This is a genomic window from Arenibacter algicola (assembly GCF_018860365.1).
Taxonomy (GTDB): Bacteria; Bacteroidota; Bacteroidia; order Flavobacteriales; family Flavobacteriaceae; genus Arenibacter; species Arenibacter algicola_B.
Genome location: NZ_JAHKPO010000014.1, coordinates 417,766 through 436,589 on the forward strand (window position 1 = coordinate 417,766; position 18,824 = coordinate 436,589).

An 18,824-nucleotide genomic window follows, 5' to 3' on the forward strand; every position below is an offset into this window, starting at 1 on the left:
TGCCCCTTGCCCAACTCCAAATTGTTGTCCCCACAAATGGGATAGTCGGCTAAATGCCATATCAAAAAAAGAACAGGTTATATTCTAAACATTCGGCAACTTTTATGTTGAACATCGTAATTATTCCTATATTAATTTCAATGATTTACAAGATAGTCTTAATTTTGCATGCTAGTAAAAAAGTAGGTAATGTGCCTCTTTAAGAATATTAAATCTAAGATCATAAATCATAACCCTATAAAATGAAGAAAACGTTATTTGATAAAGTATGGGATTCCCATGTTGTTCATAAGATTGAAAATGGGCCTGATGTCCTGTTCATAGACCGTCACATGGTTCATGAAGTGACTAGTCCGGTAGCATTTCTAGGTCTAAAAAGTAGGGGTATTCCAGTAATGTACCCAGGGCGTACTTTTGCTACTGCAGATCATAACACTCCTACCATTAACCAGCATTTGCCAGTTGAGGATCCACTTTCGGCCAATCAGCTTAAAGCGTTGGAGGAAAATTCCAAAGCTCACGGTATTTCCTATTGGGGACTTGGACATGAGAAAAATGGAATTGTGCACGTGGTAGGTCCGGAATACGGAATTACCCAACCTGGCGCTACCATTGTATGTGGTGATTCGCATACCTCTACCCATGGCGCATTTGGAGCTATTGCATTTGGTATTGGAACTTCAGAGGTGGAAATGGTATTGGCTACCCAATGTATTATGCAGCAGAAGGCCAAATCTATGCGTATCAATGTAAATGGAAAACTTAGTAAGGGCGTTACACCAAAAGATGTGGCCCTATATATAATTTCCAAATTAACGACCTCCGGTGCAACAGGGTACTTTGTGGAGTATGCTGGTGATGTTTTTAGGAACATGACCATGGAGGGTAGAATGACCGTTTGTAACCTGAGTATTGAAATGGGTGCCCGTGGAGGGATGATTGCCCCGGACGAAAAAACTTTTGAATATATCAAAGGTCGGGAATTTACTCCTGTTGGTGCCGATTGGGACAAGGCCATGGAATATTGGGAAACTCTTAAAACGGATGAGGGTGCCACTTTTGACAAAGAAATTACCTTTGATGCTGCCGATATAGAACCTATGATTACTTACGGAACCAATCCAGGGATGGGTATCGGAATTTCCAATGGTATTCCAACGGCTGAATCTGTGGAGGGTGGTGTTGCCACATATAAAAAATCACTTCAATATATGGCCTTCCATGAGGGCGATAATATGATTGGAAAACCAATCGATTTTGTGTTTTTGGGAAGTTGTACCAATGGCCGTATTGAAGACTTTAGAGCTTTCGCCTCTATTGTAAAAGGCAGAAAAAAAGCAGATAATGTAACCGCTTGGTTGGTGCCTGGATCGCATAAAGTGGAATCCGCAATTAAGGAGGAAGGAATTTTGGACATCTTGCACGATGCTGGTTTTGAATTGCGCGAGCCTGGATGCTCTGCATGTTTGGCAATGAACGATGATAAGGTTCCTGCAGGGAAATATGCCGTTAGTACTTCGAATAGAAATTTTGAAGGTAGACAAGGCCCTGGGTCCAGAACACTTTTGGCAAGTCCGTTGGTGGCAGCTGCAGCAGCCGTTACTGGAAAGGTAACCGATCCTAGAGGGTTGATGCAGGAGGAATTGGTTTAAAACGTCAAAGGGCTTTTGGCAAAATCTAAAATACTCCTTACATATTTCAGCGTCTTGTAACGGTATTTTCAGGAAATAGCTTCCGGAGGATTTTATTGAAGTCAAAATAATTTTGTGATAAAATAAAGTTTAATTTTCGTTTAGCGCTGGGCGCTGAGCACATAAGTTTAAATAACATGGCATACGATAAATTTAATATACTTAAAACAACAGGAGTTCCGCTTCCCATTGAAAATGTGGATACGGATCAAATAATCCCGGCCCGTTTTCTTAAGGCGACCGAGCGTAAAGGTTTTGGCGACAATTTGTTCAGGGATTGGCGCTACAATCCGGACAATAGTCCAAAAGAGGATTTTGTTTTAAACAATCCTACCTTCAGTGGTAAAATATTGGTGGGTGGAAAAAACTTTGGATCCGGTTCTTCTAGGGAACATGCTGCTTGGGCAGTGTACGATTACGGATTTAGGTGTGTGGTATCCAGTTTTTTTGCAGATATTTTTAAGAATAACTGTTTAAATATTGGTGTATTGCCAGTTCAGGTGAGCGCTCCGTTTTTGGAAAAAATATTTGAGGCAATCTATGCGGATCCAAAAACAGAATTGGTAGTAAATTTACCCGAACAGACCATTACGTTGACCACTACTGGCGAATCCGAAAGTTTTGATATCAACAATTACAAAAAAGATAATATGCTTAACGGCTTTGATGATATTGATTATCTTTTGAACATAAAGGAGAATATTAGGGAATTTGCCGAAGATACTCCATTGTAAAGTATTTGGTTGCAGTAAATGTACCATATATTGAGTGGAGGTTTCCCTTCGTCTTGATATCCTACAAAGGCATTTTACTGTTTTTTAAGTTATTGGACAATAGAGATACGGTTACTAGTTCTGCATAAATGAAACGAAGAATAATTGAAATAATGGACACCACCCTCCGGGATGGGGAACAGACCTCAGGGGTGTCCTTTTCAGCATCCGAAAAACTTACATTGGCTAAGTTGCTATTGGATGAGTTGAATGTGGATAGAATTGAAGTAGCCTCCGCCCGAGTATCGGAGGGAGAACTTTCAGCGGTACAACAGATTACCGAATGGGCCAATACTAAAGGGTATATTAACCGTGTAGAGGTATTGACCTTCGTAGATGGGGGCGTTTCCATTGATTGGATGAAAAAATCCGGTGCCAAGGTCCAGAATCTTTTAACTAAAGGTTCTATGAACCACCTAACCCACCAACTTAAAAAAACACCGCAACAACATTTTAGCGAAATTGAAAAGACCATTGCAGAAGCGGCCAAGGAAGGCATTTCTACCAATGTATATTTGGAGGACTGGAGCAATGGAATGCGAAATTCAAAGGAATATGTGTTCCAATTTATAGATTTCCTGTCCACACAACCTATTAAAAGGGTATTGTTGCCGGATACTTTGGGAATCCTGACCTATACCGAAACAAACAAATTTATATCTGAAATAGTTCAGCGTTATCCCAAGATGCATTTCGATTTTCATGGACATAACGATTACGATTTAAGTGTTTCCAATGTAATGGAGGCGATAAAAGCAGGTTGCCATGGCCTTCATTTAACCGTAAACGGTATGGGTGAAAGAGCAGGTAACGCCCCAATGGCAAGTGCCATTGCGGTAATCAATGATTTTATGCCCGAAATAGAGGTAACCGTGAACGAATCTTCCCTTTATAAGGTGAGCAAGTTGGTATCTGCCTTTACCGGGTTTGGAATTCCTGCCAACAAGCCAATCGTTGGTGACAATGTTTTTACCCAAACTGCTGGAATCCATGCAGATGGGGACAGTAAAAAGAATTTGTACTTTAACGACTTAATGCCAGAGAGATTTGGTAGAAAACGTAAATATGCCTTAGGTAAAACTTCGGGAAAGGCCAATATTCAAAAGAACTTACAGGAGCTGGGACTAACCCTCAATGATGATGAATTAAAAAAGGTTACGGCCCGTATTATTGAATTGGGAGATAAAAAGGAAAAGGTAACCAAGGAGGACCTGCCCTATATTATCTCCGATGTTTTGGATAGTGATACCTATCAGCAAAAAGTTTTTGTTAAATCGTACGTACTCACCCATTCCAAAGGCTTAAAGCCCTCCACTACCCTAGCCCTCGAAATTAATGGTGAACTTATAGAGGAACACGCTCAGGGCGATGGTCAATATGATGCCTTCATGAATGCCTTGAGAAAAGTATATAAATCCAAAAAATTGGAATTGCCCACTTTGGTGGATTATGCGGTTCGAATTCCACCAGGCAGTAACTCTGATGCACTCTGTGAAACCATTATTACCTGGAAAAGAGGTGATAAGGAATTTATATCCAGGGGGTTGGACTCCGACCAAACTGTCTCGGCCATAAAAGCGACCGAGAAAATGTTAAATATTATTTAGGAAAAACACAAACAATTATAACCATGCCAGGCGCAAAACGTATGGCAAAAAGCAAGAATAAATGAAATTAAATATTGCCCTTTTAGCAGGAGATGGAATAGGTCCTGAAGTAATTGATCAAGCGGTAAAAGTATCCAATGCCATAGCCAAGAAATACAATCATGAGATAAGCTGGACACCTGCCCTTACCGGTGCAGCGGCAATTGATGCTGTTGGAGAGCCTTATCCAGATGAAACCCATGCCGTTTGTGAAGCTGCGGATGCCGTTTTATTTGGCGCTATTGGGCACCCAAGATTCGACAATGATCCATCTGCTAAGGTACGTCCAGAGCAAGGATTGTTGAAAATGAGACAAAAATTGGGCTTGTTCGCCAACGTTAGGCCTACTTTTACTTTTCCGTCACTTATAGATAAGTCTCCTTTAAAACGTGAGCGAATCGAGGGAACGGATTTAATTATTCTAAGGGAATTAACGGGCGGAGTATATTTTGGGGAACGAGGAAGAAAGGATAATGGGAATACCGCCTTTGATACTATGACCTATACCCGTGCGGAAATTCAGCGTTTGGCCAAAAAAGGGTTTGAAATGGCCATGACCAGATCTAAAAAGCTTTGTTGTGTAGATAAGGCCAACGTTTTGGAATCTTCCAGATTGTGGAGAGAGACGGTACAGGCAATGGAAAAGGATTACCCAGAAGTAACTGTTTCCTATGAATTTGTGGATGCTGTGGCCATGAGATTGGTGCAATGGCCAAAAGGGTATGATGTAATAATAACTGAAAATCTTTTTGGAGATATTTTAACGGATGAGGCTTCGGTAATTTCAGGGTCTATGGGATTAATGCCATCGGCTTCCGTAGGAACCAAAACAAGATTGTATGAACCAATTCACGGGTCATACCCACAAGCGGCAGGTAAGGATATAGCAAATCCATTGGCTACGGTGCTATCGGCTGCCATGATGTTCGAAGATTTTGACTTGAAGGAAGAGGCACAGGCCATTCGGGATGTTGTAAACAAATCCCTGGCTGAAGGTGTGGTTTCGGAAGATTTGGCAGAAGGCGGAAAAGCCTATAAGACCAGTGAAATTGGAGATTGGCTGGCTAAAAACATCTAGAATACTTGTCATTCCTGTGTAGACAGGAATCTATAAAAAGAGGGCGTCTAAACCTTATTAGACGCCCTCTTTTATGTTTTTACGGATTATATCCGAACCTTAAGAATTGAATGCCATTTTTCTTTTGGTACTGACCGCTCTACTTTTAGAAAACACTATTATCAATACAGCTATAGCTATACCGGTTCCTGCCATTAAGGCCCCTACCAAGCTTGCCGATGTAAAACCGTACCCTAAGGCTATGGGCAATCCGGCAAAAAATGCTCCTGAGGCATTGCCCATGTTAAAGGCACTCTGATTCATGGAAGACCCCAACATTTCAGATCCCTTGGATGCCTTTATAATGGCCAATTGAATTGGTGTGCCTACCATAAAGGAAACGATCCCTATAATGAAGGTTAAAATTAATATTGCTACTGGATTTGCGGCAACCAAGAAGTTGATTAACAGTACCATTACCATTAAGGATAAACTGATGATTACAGCCTTCAATGGACTAAATATCTCTGCCATTTTAGCACCAATAAAATTACCGAACACCATTCCTAAGCCTGCCAAGATCATGGCATAGCTCACCATACTTTCGGAATGTCCCGATACATTTGTTAACAACGGGGCAATGTAGCTATACCAGGCAAAAAATCCCCCTGTCCCGATTGTGGTGAGTAAGATGAGCAGCCAAATTTCCACTCTCTTAAAAACCTTCAAATCTTTGATAAATCCCTCGGAAGAGGATTTTTCCATTTTTGGCATCCAAAAGTAGATGCTGAGCAATGCTATAACACCCACAATACCCACTAATAGAAAAGAAAGGTTCCAATTATAATAATGGCCTAGATAAGTGCCTATGGGTACTCCTATTACATTGGCTATGGTTAAGCCGGCAAACATGGTAGCAATGGCCTGGGCCGCTTTTCCTTCTTTTGCCAACTTTCCTGCCACTACGGCACCAATTCCAAAAAATGCTCCATGTGGCAATCCAGATAGGAATCTAGCAATCATTAATGTAACATAGTTTGTAGAAAATGCTGAAAGGGTGTTGAAAAGCGTAAACCATACCATTAAATATAGTAACACTTTATGCGCTGGCCACTTTCCGCTCAAAGCCGTTAAAGTGGGGGCGCCAACTACCACTCCCAAGGCATAGGCCGATATAAAATGACCCGCCTGAGGTATACTTATTTGAAGAGAATTGGCCACGTCCGGAAGAATACCCATTATTACAAACTCGGTCATTCCTATACCAAAGCCTCCTACCCCTAGGGCAAGCAGTGCTTTTTTGTTCGATTTGTCCATACTCATAATATTATTATTTAAGACATTAATACAGGTACAATATTACTACAAGGTATTTTCGTACAGCTATGGATAATTATCCTATTTATATGCATTTATATCCTGCAAAAAAGCGGCAAAAGTAATACTCTTTACTGATATAGTGCGTGTTTATAGTAGTTTTCGCGTTTTATTGGGAAATATTTAATATTCAATGGGTCGACTTATTTAGGGCTTCTTTGATCTAAATGCTTTCCTAATCACGGCCAAAAGGCCTCATTGCTATTTAAGAAAGGGTAGAGAAGTTATGCTTTAGAATTTAAAAAGTTTTTGACCAGGTGGTATGCCCCATTAAATTTTGAAATCTATACGATTTATGAATATTAAGCGTTGATACCATGTACAAGAAGGTTTTTTCTTACAAAAATTTATCATCATGAAAATATTTCAGCATAAAATACTTCATCTCGAAGACCTTGATCATTTGGATTTGGATTTTGTTCCTGATGTATTTTTTCTCTTCGCATCACCCACCTTTATTGGTACTGAAGAATTTGTAAACCAATTGGCACTTAAATTTGAAAATACTAAACTAATAGGATGTTCCACTGCCGGAGAAATCTTGGGAAATGAAGTGTTGGATTCTACGATAGCCTTGACGGCCGTTAAGTTTGAAAAGACTAAACTTAGAATTGAGGAAGTTGATCTAATTTCCTGTAACCTGGATAGTTTTGAAGCAGGGAAAGCTATTAGTAGCAAATTAAAAGGGCCAGATTTGAGGCATATTTTTGTGCTCAGTGATGGACTTATTGTAAATGGGGCCGAATTGGTAAAGGGGTTGCATGCCGATTTGGATAAGTCGGTAAGTATCACCGGCGGTTTGGCTGGGGATTGTTCAAACTTCGAAAATACCTTTGTTATTTCCGGGAACCAAGTGGCTTCCAAAAAGATTGTTGCCCTAGGTTTATATGGCCCGGAACTGAGCATAGGATTTGCATCCAAGGGAGGCTGGGACAGTTTTGGTATTGAAAGACTGGTAACGAAATCTATAAACAATGTACTTTATGAATTGGATGGGCAACCGGCACTGGAGCTATATAAATCATTTTTGGGAGACATGGCAAAGGATTTGCCCGGATCGGGTCTGTTGTTTCCTTTGAGCATGAGGGATGAGGATAATCAAATACCAGTTGTAAGGACCATATTGTCCATTGATGAAAAAAATGGAAGTCTCACTTTTGCGGGAAACATTCCCCAAGGATCCTATGTAAGATTGATGAAGGCGAATATTGATAGAATAATAGGAGGAGCTGAACAATCGGCAATAACTGCCAAGAATAGTACAGAAGATCAACATCAATTGGCTTTCTTGATAAGCTGTGTAGGGCGAAGATTGGTTATGAAACAGTTGGTGGAGGAAGAAGTAGAAGCCGTTAATGAAGTATTTGGCAATGATATCTATACCACTGGATTCTATTCGTACGGGGAAATTGCTCCCTTTGATAAGTTTTCGCCTTGTACACTGCACAATCAAACAATGACGATAACAACATTTTCTGAATGAGCAATAATTACCATAGGTTACTCAAAAGACAGTTGAAAAAGATAGATTTGGAGGATGGTACTCTAGATCTTATCGCCCCCTTATTGCGTCAAGTGGACGAAGCATATAAGGCTTATGATTGTGATTTGGAACAGGTAGAGAATGTTTTGGAGAAAAGTTCCCAAGAATTGTTCCAGACCAACCAGCAGTTAAAAAACAGTGTGGAATCTATTTCAGGACAATTGTCCAAAGTAGCCGGAAACATTAAGGATGTTATTTTTGAAATGGACCTAAATGGCAATTGGTCCTATCTGAATCCTGCCTGGAGAAAGTTGACAGGTTATAAGGTTAAAGATTGTTTAGGGAAACCTTACTATCAATTTTTAAAGGATGACCAGGGAAACGATTTCAAAAATCTTATAGACCTTAAGACACCTAACTTTAAAACTATAAGCAAATCGTTTAAGTCCCAAATTATCACCGGGGAATATAAATGGTTGGATTTTTCCTTGAAGGTCATTATGTCCGAAGACGGAAATATTGAAGGGTATATTGGCGCTATTGTGGATATAAGCAAAATAAAAGAAACGGAATTGGCCCTAATTGAGGCCAAGGAGAAGGAATCTATGGCCAATAAGGCCAAAGACGAGTTTTTGACCACTATGTCCCATGAGATAAGAACGCCGTTGAATGCGGTCATAGGTATAAGCCACTTGCTGCTATTGGAAAATCCTAAAATGGAGCAGATGGAAAACCTAAGTACCCTAAAGCATTCCTCGGAGCATCTTTTGTGTTTGGTAAATGATATTTTGGATTTCAATAAAATTGCCTCTGGCCTTTTGGAACTGGAGGAAAGGGATTTTAGTTTAAATCAAGTCCTCAATGGTTTACAAAGTATTTTCCACAATACGGCAAAAGAGAAGGACTTGAGGCTTCTTGTCAAGACGGACACAGCGCTCCCCAAAACATTTATTGGGGACAGTACCAGATTATCCCAAATCCTGACCAACCTGGTCAGCAATGCCATTAAGTTTACAGAGGAAGGCAAGGTTACTGTGGATATTGAAGCTGTGGAGATAGCTAACGATTACTGCGTTTTGGAATTTATAATATCCGATACGGGAATTGGTATTCCTGAAGATAAACGGGATAAAATATTTCTTTCATTCGCCCAGGCCAATTCTGATACCACAAGAAAGTACGGAGGTACAGGTTTGGGTCTGGCCATCTGTAAGCGATTATTGGAAATTATGGATAGCGAGCTAAAATTGGAGAGCCAAGTTGGCAAAGGATCCACCTTTAGTTTTAAGCTGAAGCTACAAAAGAGCAGCAAGACCGATTATCAGGAGGATGTCGATGCCTTTGATGCCAAGTCAATTCATGAACAGGATAATCTAAAAGGGGCTAGAATTCTTGTGGCCGAGGACAATAAAGTAAATATTATGGTCATCGAAAAGTTTCTCTCCAAATGGCAGGTAGATTTTGATATAGCTGAAAATGGACTAATAGCCCTTAATAAGGCCATGGAAAGTACCTATGATATGATATTGATGGACCTTCAAATGCCGGTAATGAACGGTTTTGAAGCAAGCAAGGCCATTAGGGATTCCAATAACCCCCTCAATAAGGTCATGCCCATCTACGCGCTATCTGCTTCCACGGGAATGGATATTAAGAACCAGTTAGGGGAATACGGAATAGATGGTCTTATATGCAAACCTTTTAATCCAACGGAATTATTCAAAACATTGACGTCTATCCTTCAGCAAAAGTATATTCAGTAATTAAGATAATCTAAAGGCTAGGTGTTTATCGTATTAAAACAGAATCACTTATCTTCTAAAATCAAAACATCTGTAAAGAAATAAAAAAATTAAAGCCCACTAGATAGATATCAAGTTGGGCTTTAATCTTTTGAAATTCACAAGATCCAGAAAATCTAAATTAAATATCGGTTATAGAATATAGTCGGTACTAATAAAATTGGACAGTTTGGATTCCAACAACTGTTCTACGGTTTCATTATTAAGTTCGTTGTCCTTAAAGGCCACAAAGGTCCTTATAGAGAAGGAACGTAATGCATCATAGACACTTAGGGTAGCTTGGGCAGAATCCTTTCGCCCTGTAAATGGATAAACATCCGGGCCACGTTGACATGAGCTATTAAGGTTTACCCTACATACCAAGTTCACCAAGGTATCTATTAACGGAGCTATGGCGTATACATCCTTTCCGAACAAACTTACCTGTTGTCCATAATTGGATTCGGCCATATCGTCCAAAGGTTCTTCAATATCCTTAAAGGTCACGATTGGAATTACCGGACCAAATTGCTCTTCCTGATAGACCCGCATTTCTTTGTTAACGGGATATAGTACCGCTGGCCAAATATAATTGTCGGAATGTGTGCCCCCTTTTTTATTCAAAATCTTGGCACCTTTTTCTCTGGCGTCATCTATTAACTCCTGTATATAGGCTGGCTTACCAGGTTCGGGCAGAGGGGTTAACTTAACGCCTTCTTCCCAAGGGTTTCCAAATTTTAGGGCATCGACCCTCTCGGAAAATCGTTTGTTAAATTCCTCGGCAATATCCTCGTGGACATAGATTATTTTTAGTGCGGTACAACGTTGTCCGTTAAAGGACAAGGTACCGGCAATACACTCGTCTATGGTTAAATCCAAATCTGCGTCAGGTAATATTATAGCTGGATTTTTAGCTTCCAGTCCGAGCACCAAACGCAGTCTATTGCTTTTTGGATGTTGGTTCTGCAGGGCATTTGCCGATTTACTATTACCTATCAAAGCCAAAACATCAACTTTCCCTGTCTTCATTATTGGCGCTGCTACTGCCCTACCCCTACCAAATACAATATTCACTACCCCTTTTGGGAAACTGGATTGAAAAGCCTCCAACAATGGTGTAATCAATAAAACACCGTGTTTCGCAGGCTTAAAAATGGTCGTATTCCCCATGATTATGGCAGGAATAAGCAAGGCGAAAGTTTCGTTTAATGGATAGTTGTACGGGCCCAAACATAGTACCACCCCAAGTGGACCCCTTCTAATATGGGCATAAACACCATCGTTTTTTTCAAATTTGGCATTATCACGGTCAAGTTGCTTGTAATCCTCAATGGTATCATTAATATACTCCACCGTTCTGTCGAACTCCTTTTGGGAGTCCGGAAGTGATTTTCCAATTTCCCACATCAGAAGTTTCACAATCTCATCCCTCTTGGCCTGCATTTTCTTTACAAAAATCTCCATGCAGTCTATACGTTCCTTGACCCTCATGGTAGGCCAGATGCCCTTACCTTTGTTATAGGCCTGCAGGGCGGCATCAAGAGCTTCCATGGCTTCCTTTTCCTCCATGTCCGGAATACTGCCCAATAATGTTGGTGCGTATTTTTCTGTGCTGGATATGGTGGAGTACACCTCGGAGGTTTTTCCCTCCCAAGCCCTTAATTCACCATTGATAAGATAAGTTCTTTGATGAATAACCTCGTTTATAATGTATTCTGAAGGTATGCCCGATTTGCCCATAAGTGATTTTGTATTGAAAAATGAAACTATTGAAATTAAACTATCAGACCACTAAATTAATAAAACGATAATTTTAATTCCCTATAAATCTGATAGAATATTTGAAGGAAAGTCACGAAAAGGATTTCGCATTTTGCAATATCATAAAAATTACCACAAATGTTATTAAATTAAATACTGAAACAAATCTGGCTTATCGTTAATGTAGTCGCCAAAAAAATTGTTCTCCTTCATCCGTTTTACAAGCGGAGCCAAATCTTCTGGATGTTTTAATTCTATTCCCACTACGGCCGGAGCATTCTCCCGACTCGATTTTTTTGAATATTCAAAATGGGTAATATCATCGGTTGGACCCAAAATATCAACAACGAATTCCTTCAAGGCACCTGGTCTCTGAGGAAAGCGAATTATAAAATAGTGTTTTAATTTGCCGTAAAGCAAGGCGCGTTCTTTTATCTCGGCCGTACGCGTAATATCGTTGTTACTTCCACTGACGATGCAGACCACATTTTTACCTTTTATTTCTTCCTTATAGTCGTCCAGTACTGTAATTGTAAGGGCTCCGGCCGGTTCCACAACAATGGCGTCCCTATTGTAAAGATCTAATATGGTCTGGCAAACCTTGCCTTCCGGAACGGTTACCATATCATAAAGACATTCCCTACAAATATCAAAAGTAATATCGCCAACTCGTTTTACTGCGGCACCATCAATAAATTTGTCGATATGTTCCAATTCCGTGTTAATACCCTTTTCCATAGAGTTCTTCATAGATGGGGCTCCTTCCGGCTCCACACCTATAATTTTTGTATGGGGCGACAAAGTCTGGAATACAGCGCAAAGACCAGATGCCAAACCACCACCTCCTACAGCTACAAAGACATAATCTATAGGTTTTTTTGTCTGTTCCAATATTTCCAAACCAACCGTAGCCTGACCTTCAATAATTTTTGGGTCATCAAAAGGATGGATATAAGTCTTTTTTTCAGCGGCACAGAATTTTTTAGCCGCATCTGAGGAATCATCAAAGGTATCTCCCTCCAGTACCACGGTTACCCAATCCCCTCCAAATAATTTTGTTTGTTCAACCTTTTGTTTAGGGGTTACGGATGGCATATAAATGGTGCCTTTTATTCCTAAGTGATTACAGGCAAAGGCAACACCTTGGGCATGGTTTCCTGCGCTGGCGCATACCACTCCGTTGACTGTTTCTTTTTTGCTAAGTGAGCTAATCTTATTGAAGGCACCTCTTATTTTGTAGCTTCTTACCCTGTGTAAATCTTCCCTTTTTAAAAGAATATTGGCATCATAGGCCTTGGAATATCGGATGCTCTGCATCAAGGGGGTAATATCCGCTACTTGCCTAATGGTTTCGGCAGCCTTCCGGATGTCCTCTATTTTGGGAAAATATGGTTTCATTAATAGGTATATAAACAAAGACCTGCCCAGTTAATTAAACTCGGCAGGCCTTATAATTAGTTAATTGTGATTATACTATAGGTTTCATGGCCGTCATGGATGCACGCAACCTTGCTCCTACTATCTCTACAGGGTGCTCGCGTAAAGCTTTGTTGACAGCAATTAGTTTTGCATTGTCCACACTTAGATGTTTTTGATCGGCAAAATGTTTACCAATGACATCTGTATCTATGGTTTTCATGAAATCGGCCAATAGAGGCTTACAGGCATGATCGAACAAATAACAACCGTATTCGGCCGTATCCGATATAACCCTGTTCATTTCAAACAATTTTTTTCTAGCAATGGTGTTGGCGATCAACGGAGTTTCATGAAGTGACTCATAGTAAGCAGATTCGGCAATAATTCCAGATTCGGTCATGGACTCAAAAGCCAATTCCACACCCGCTCTTACCATTGCTACCATTAGTACTCCGTGGTCATAAAATTCCTGTTCAACTATTTTAACAGATCCTGCAGGAGTTTTTTCGAAAGCGGTCTCTCCGGTTGCTGCTCTCCAGGTCAATAGGTTTTTATCGTCATTGGCCCAATCTTCCATCATGATTTTTGAAAAATGGCCGCTCATAATATCGTCCATATGCTTATGGAAAAGTGGGCGCATTATATCTTTTAATTCTTCAGATAGTTCAAAAGCCTTGATCTTTGCAGGATTGGACAAACGATCCATCATATGGGTAATACCTCCGTATTTAAGACCTTCTGTAATGGTCTCCCATCCGTACTGAATTAACTTGGAAGCATATCCTGCGTCAATTCCTTTTTCAATCATTTTATCAAAACAAAGTATAGAACCTGTTTGCAACAAGCCACAAAGTATGGTCTGTTCACCCATTAAATCAGATTTTACTTCGGCAACAAAAGAAGACTCCAAAACACCGGCCTTATGTCCGCCAGTGGCAACTGCATAGGCTTTTGCCTGGGCCAAACCTTTATCTTGAGGGTCATTGTTGGGGTGTACTGCAATTAGGGTAGGTACACCAAAACCTCTTTTATATTCTTCACGTACTTCAGATCCTGGACATTTTGGCGCCACCATAATAACGGTTAGGTCCTCACGGATCTGCATTCCTTCCTCCACAATATTAAAACCGTGTGAGTAGGATAATGTAGCACCTTTTTTCATTAGGGGCATAACCGCAGAAACCACACTGGTGTGTTGTTTGTCCGGGGTCAAGTTAATAACTACATCCGCCGTTGGAATAAGTTCTTCGTAGGTCCCAACATTGAAGCCATTTTCACTTGCGTTTATAAAAGACTGTCTTTTTTCTTTTATAGCTGCACCCCTTAGAGTGTATGAAATATCCAATCCCGAATCGCGCATGTTAAGACCTTGGTTAAGACCTTGTGCACCACAGCCTACGATTACAATCTTTTTTCCTTTTAAAGCGGATACACCATCAGAAAATTCTGTAGATTCCATGAACCTGCATTTCCCTAATTGAGTAAGTTGTTCCCTTAATGATAGTGTATTAAAGTAATTTGCCATTTTTTAAACTCGATTTTATGTCCCGATTAGCTTCGGGGTTGATTATTTATTGATTAAACTCTTTTAATAATGATGAAATTTTCATTTCCGATTTTGTAACCGCAATCCTTCCCGAACGCACAAATTGCATTATGCCATATGGTTTCAATTGTTGGTACATGTCATCAATTTCATTTCGTCTTCCAGTCTTTGCCAAAACAAAGAAATCACGGGATACCGTAACAATTTGGGAATTACTATCCTTTATGATATTTTGGATATTTCGCTCATCGAACAACAAGGTGGAAGCCACTTTAAATAATGCAGATTCCTGATATATGGTTTCTTCATCGGTATGATAGAACGCTTTGATTACCTCAATTTGCTTTTCCACCTGACCAACAATATTACGTACCCAATCTTCTGTAGTGTAAACCACAATAGTGAATTTTGACACGTGGTCTATTTCCGATTTTGAAACATTTAAACTCTCAATGTTTATGTGACGTTTTAAAAATATCCCTGATATTCTGTTCAGTAGTCCTACGCTGTTCTCGGAGTATACTGAAATTGTAAACCATTTTTTTTCCATCTCCTTATCCCAATCCTCTATCAAAAATATGAAGTTATGGGTAATTTTAATTAATAATTATTTTATTTCAAACGTATATCCGATACCGATGCCCCAGAAGGAATCATAGGGAAAACATTATCCTCTTTTTCTACTTTAACTTCCAAAAAGTAAGCATCCTTGGAGGCTAACATTTCTTTAATGGTATCCTTTAAATCCTTTCTCTCGCTTATGCGCTTGGATTCTATATGGTAACCTTCCGCAATTTTTACAAAGTCCGGGTTGACCATTACGGTTGAGGCGTATCTACTTTCAAAGAAAAGCTCCTGCCATTGACGTACCATTCCCAAATGATCATTGTTTAATACCACGATCTTAACTGGGGTTTTGTTCTGGAAGATAGTTCCCAATTCTTGAATGGTCATTTGATATCCCCCATCGCCAATAATGGCAACTACTTCCCTATCCATGGCTCCCATTTTGGCTCCAATAGCGGCGGGTAAAGCAAAGCCCATAGTTCCCAATCCACCAGAGGTAACATTACTTTTGGTCTGTTTGAATTTGGCATATCTGCAGGCAATCATTTGATGTTGCCCAACGTCCGACACTATAATGGCTTTATGGCCACTGGCTATATTGATCTCCTCAATAACTTCTGCCATGGTAAGTCTGTCCTTGGTAGGATAAACATCATTTTTAATGATCTGGTCAAACTCTATCTTATATTTTTTCTTAAACTCATTATGCCAAGATTCATGAGTGTTGGTCTTGATCATTGGAAGTAACAGGTCCAAGGTAACCTTGGAATCGCCCAATACCGCAACATCGGCCTTAACGTTTTTATTTATTTCCGCAGGATCTATATCGAAATGGATAATTTTTGCCTGTTTGGCATAGGTGTCCAAACTTCCGGTTACCCTATCGTCAAAGCGCATACCAATTGCAATGAGCACATCGCATTCATTGGTCAATAAATTAGGTCCGTAATTACCGTGCATCCCAACCATTCCAACATTTAAAGGGTGGTCCGTATCCATGGCCGAAAGCCCAAGTATGGTCCAGGCAGCAGGAATACCAGCCTTCTCAACCAAGGTTTTTAGTTGTTCCTCGGCTTCTCCTAAAATTACCCCTTGTCCAAAAACTATGAAAGGCTTTTTGGCAGCATTGATTAAATTTGCCGCTTCCTCAATGGCTTTTATATCTGGTTTGGGATAAGGGTTGTAACTGCGAACCCCTTTACAATGCTCGTATGAAAAGTCGAACTCATCAATTTGTGCATTTTTGGTAATATCCACCAATACAGGTCCTGGCCTACCGGATTTGGCAATATAGAACGCCTTGGCCAAGACTTCAGGAATTTCGGAAGCTTTGGTTACTTGACAGTTCCATTTGGTTACAGGAGTGGAAATTCCAATTATATCGGTTTCCTGAAAAGCGTCAGACCCCAACAAATGTCTAGCTACCTGGCCCGTGATGCAGACCATGGGTGTTGAATCTATCTGGGCGTCGGCAATACCGGTAATTAAATTGGTAGCCCCTGGACCTGATGTGGCTACTGCCACACCTACTTTTCCTGTTACTCTAGCATAGCCTTGAGCAGCATGGGTAGCACCTTGCTCATGTCTTGTTAGAATGTGGGTTAGTTTATCCTGAAATTTGTACAATTCGTCATACAGAGGCATAATGGCCCCGCCAGGATATCCGTAAATCAAGTCTACACCCTCAGCCAATAGGCAATGGATAATAGCCTCCGCACCACTTATTCTCTTCGTGCTCTGCTTTGTTGATGCTGTTTTTTCCTTTTTCAATGTTTCCATAATTGTAGACCTAATCGGTTAACATACTTGGTATAAAACCCTTTAATTTTTCTTGGGCAGATGCTTTATTTTCTATACCCTTTAATATTATATTTCGTCGGTTACACAACCTTGGGAGGCCGAGGATACCGTTTTTGCATATTTGTACAAACTTCCTTTTTTAACCTTTAGGGGCGGTTGTACCCAGTTTGCCCTTCGCGTTTTGATCTCTTCATCCGATAGGGCCACAGAAATACTATTTTTTTCTGCGTCAATGGTGATGACATCCCCATCTTTCAAGAGGGCTATAGTTCCACCATCCTGAGCTTCGGGGCATACGTGACCAACAACAAAACCGTGTGTACCTCCAGAAAAGCGACCATCGGTAATCAAGGCCACATCCTTTCCCAGTCCGGCACCCATAATGGCAGCGGTAGGCTTCAACATCTCCGGCATACCTGGACCACCTTTTGGACCTTCGTACCTAATAACGACAACATCTCCTTTTTTCACCAATCCTTTGCCTATACCGGCATTGGCCAAAAACTCATCATTAAAAACTTTGGCAGGACCGGTAAAGTGCAATCCTTCTTTTCCGGTAATTTTAGCTACGGCACCATCTACCGCAAGATTTCCGTATAAAATTCTCAAGTGTCCGGATTCCTTGATCGGAGCGCTCAAAGGCATAATAATTTGCTGCCCTTCTTTTAAACTTGGAACCTCTGCAAGGTTCTCGGCAACAGTTTTACCAGTTATTGTTAAACAATCTCCGTGCAGCATCCCGTTTTCCAACATAAACTTCATCACTGCCGGTGTACCACCTGCACGATGAAGATCCTCCATCAAATATTTACCGCTTGGTTTTAAATCCGCTAAAAATGGAGTAGTATCACTAATTCTTTGAAAATCGTCCAAAGTAAAATCAACATCTGCTGCTTTCGCTATGGCTAAAAAGTGTAGGACAGCGTTGGTAGATCCTCCTAAGAGCGTTAGCAAGCGAACGGCATTTTCAAAAGATTTTTTTGTAATGATGTCGCTGGGCTTAATATCGTTTTCCAATAGATGCCTCAATGCAAAACCAGCGCTAATGGCATCTTGCTTCTTTTCCTTGCCAATAGCAGGGTTGGAAGAATTATAAGGTAGGGCCATGCCCAAAGCTTCAATGGCCGAGGCCATGGTATTTGCGGTGTACATACCACCACAGGCACCTGCTCCCGGACATGCATTTTGAATTACTCCTTTGTAATCCTCCTCGTTCATGGTTCCGGCTACCTTTTCGCCCCATGCCTCAAAGGCAGAGACAATATCCAATTTCTTGTCCTTGAAACAACCAGAGGCAATAGTGCCACCATAAACCAAAACAGATGGTCTGTTTAATCTGATCATGGCCATAAGGGCACCGGGCATATTTTTGTCGCAACCAACAACAGTTACCAGTCCGTCATAGTTCATAGCTTGTACCACAGTTTCCATAGAATCTGCAATAATATCCCTAGAAGGCAATGAGTATCTCATACCATAGGTACCCATTGAAATACCATCACTAACACCTATAGTATTGAACACAAGTCCGACCAAGCCTCCTTTTTCGGTCCCAAGTTTTACTTCTTGTGCCAGATCATTTAAGTGCATGTTACAAGGATTGCCCTCATAACCCGTACTACCTATTCCGATCAAAGGTTTTTTTAGATCCTCTTCCACAAGTCCTATGGCGTATAACATAGCCTGTGCGGCAGGTTGTGTGGGGTCTTGGGTAACGTTTTTGCTAAATTTATTTAATTCCATTAATTTGTATACTTTGTATTTTAATACTATTCTATATAAACTACGACTATCAAAGATAAAAGTTTAAAACCCCTTAGATTTTTAACATAAAAATTTGATTTAAATTCAATAATAACGATTTAATTTTAAATACCTAATAATCAGATACTTGAATACATAAACCATATCATATTCAGTAGG

General features: G+C 40.3%; 13 protein-coding genes. 6 read left to right on the forward strand and 7 right to left on the reverse strand.

Annotated elements, in window-relative coordinates:
* Positions 1-242 precede the first annotated feature (242 nt).
* The 4 genes from leuC to leuB all read left to right on the forward strand — a co-directional run bounded on the left by leuC (position 243) and on the right by leuB (position 5,188).
* Positions 243-1,652 (forward strand): 3-isopropylmalate dehydratase large subunit, encoded by a 1,410-nt coding sequence (gene leuC, locus KO529_RS13100; protein ID WP_215948325.1) that lies wholly within the window; start codon positions 243-245, stop codon positions 1,650-1,652.
* A 176-nt stretch (positions 1,653-1,828) separates the two neighbouring features.
* Positions 1,829-2,425, forward strand: a complete 597-nt coding sequence (gene leuD / locus KO529_RS13105; protein ID WP_215948326.1) for a 3-isopropylmalate dehydratase small subunit — start codon at positions 1,829-1,831, stop codon at positions 2,423-2,425.
* Positions 2,426-2,553: 128 nt separating this feature from the next.
* Positions 2,554-4,071 carry an alpha-isopropylmalate synthase regulatory domain-containing protein gene (locus KO529_RS13110; RefSeq protein ID WP_215948327.1) on the forward strand — a complete coding sequence of 506 codons (1,518 nt, stop codon included), beginning with the start codon at positions 2,554-2,556 and terminating at the stop codon, positions 4,069-4,071.
* A gap of 61 nt (positions 4,072-4,132) precedes the next feature.
* Positions 4,133-5,188: a 3-isopropylmalate dehydrogenase gene (leuB, locus tag KO529_RS13115; protein WP_072861269.1), complete on the forward strand. Its 1,056-nt coding sequence runs from the start codon at positions 4,133-4,135 to the stop codon at positions 5,186-5,188.
* Between the two features lie 99 nt (positions 5,189-5,287).
* Here the strand turns inward: leuB and KO529_RS13120 are convergent, their stop codons facing one another.
* A complete protein-coding gene (locus KO529_RS13120; protein WP_215948576.1) occupies positions 5,288-6,484 on the reverse strand; it encodes an MFS transporter in 1,197 nt (398 codons plus the stop codon).
* Positions 6,485-6,899: 415 nt separating this feature from the next.
* Here KO529_RS13120 and KO529_RS13125 point away from each other — a divergent pair, with 415 nt between their 5' ends.
* Entirely contained in the window at positions 6,900-8,027 is a 1,128-nt protein-coding gene (locus KO529_RS13125; protein ID WP_215948328.1) for an FIST signal transduction protein, read from the forward strand.
* Positions 8,024-9,790, forward strand: coding sequence for a PAS domain-containing hybrid sensor histidine kinase/response regulator (locus tag KO529_RS13130; RefSeq protein WP_215948329.1), 1,767 nt, complete (start codon positions 8,024-8,026; stop codon positions 9,788-9,790). The genes KO529_RS13125 and KO529_RS13130 overlap by 4 nt, the downstream gene beginning before the upstream one ends.
* Positions 9,791-9,961: 171 nt before the next feature.
* On the opposite strand, the gene KO529_RS13135 is transcribed toward KO529_RS13130, so the two are convergent.
* The 6 genes from KO529_RS13135 to ilvD form a co-directional block, all read right to left on the reverse strand.
* Positions 9,962-11,548, reverse strand: coding sequence for an NADP-dependent glyceraldehyde-3-phosphate dehydrogenase (locus KO529_RS13135; RefSeq protein ID WP_215948330.1), 1,587 nt, complete (start codon positions 11,546-11,548; stop codon positions 9,962-9,964).
* A 165-nt stretch (positions 11,549-11,713) separates the two neighbouring features.
* Positions 11,714-12,967: a threonine ammonia-lyase IlvA gene (gene ilvA, locus KO529_RS13140; protein ID WP_215948331.1), complete on the reverse strand. Its 1,254-nt coding sequence runs from the start codon at positions 12,965-12,967 to the stop codon at positions 11,714-11,716.
* A 70-nt stretch (positions 12,968-13,037) separates the two neighbouring features.
* A complete protein-coding gene (gene ilvC, locus KO529_RS13145) occupies positions 13,038-14,513 on the reverse strand; it encodes a ketol-acid reductoisomerase (protein ID WP_215948332.1) in 1,476 nt (491 codons plus the stop codon).
* Between the two features lie 46 nt (positions 14,514-14,559).
* On the reverse strand, positions 14,560-15,084 hold the full coding sequence (gene ilvN / locus KO529_RS13150; protein WP_031444068.1) for an acetolactate synthase small subunit: 525 nt from the start codon (positions 15,082-15,084) through the stop codon (positions 14,560-14,562).
* A 62-nt stretch (positions 15,085-15,146) separates the two neighbouring features.
* Positions 15,147-16,880: a biosynthetic-type acetolactate synthase large subunit gene (gene ilvB / locus KO529_RS13155; protein WP_215948333.1), complete on the reverse strand. Its 1,734-nt coding sequence runs from the start codon at positions 16,878-16,880 to the stop codon at positions 15,147-15,149.
* 87 nt (positions 16,881-16,967) lie between these two features.
* Positions 16,968-18,644, reverse strand: a complete 1,677-nt coding sequence (ilvD, locus tag KO529_RS13160; protein WP_215948334.1) for a dihydroxy-acid dehydratase — start codon at positions 18,642-18,644, stop codon at positions 16,968-16,970.
* Positions 18,645-18,824: the final 180 nt, after the last annotated feature.

Coding starts and splice junctions, on each gene's coding strand:
- KO529_RS13110 (WP_215948327.1), top strand. CDS start 2,554: ATGAAACGAAGAATAATTGAAATAATGGACACCACCCTCCGGGATGGG.
- KO529_RS13125 (WP_215948328.1), top strand. CDS start 6,900: ATGAAAATATTTCAGCATAAAATACTTCATCTCGAAGACCTTGATCAT.
- leuD (WP_215948326.1), top strand. CDS start 1,829: ATGGCATACGATAAATTTAATATACTTAAAACAACAGGAGTTCCGCTT.
- ilvA (WP_215948331.1), bottom strand. CDS start 12,967: ATGAAACCATATTTTCCCAAAATAGAGGACATCCGGAAGGCTGCCGAA.
- KO529_RS13130 (WP_215948329.1), top strand. CDS start 8,024: ATGAGCAATAATTACCATAGGTTACTCAAAAGACAGTTGAAAAAGATA.
- ilvN (WP_031444068.1), bottom strand. CDS start 15,084: ATGGAAAAAAAATGGTTTACAATTTCAGTATACTCCGAGAACAGCGTA.
- leuB (WP_072861269.1), top strand. CDS start 4,133: ATGAAATTAAATATTGCCCTTTTAGCAGGAGATGGAATAGGTCCTGAA.
- leuC (WP_215948325.1), top strand. CDS start 243: ATGAAGAAAACGTTATTTGATAAAGTATGGGATTCCCATGTTGTTCAT.
- KO529_RS13120 (WP_215948576.1), bottom strand. CDS start 6,484: ATGGACAAATCGAACAAAAAAGCACTGCTTGCCCTAGGGGTAGGAGGC.
- ilvB (WP_215948333.1), bottom strand. CDS start 16,880: ATGGAAACATTGAAAAAGGAAAAAACAGCATCAACAAAGCAGAGCACG.
- ilvC (WP_215948332.1), bottom strand. CDS start 14,513: ATGGCAAATTACTTTAATACACTATCATTAAGGGAACAACTTACTCAA.
- KO529_RS13135 (WP_215948330.1), bottom strand. CDS start 11,548: ATGGGCAAATCGGGCATACCTTCAGAATACATTATAAACGAGGTTATT.
- ilvD (WP_215948334.1), bottom strand. CDS start 18,644: ATGGAATTAAATAAATTTAGCAAAAACGTTACCCAAGACCCCACACAA.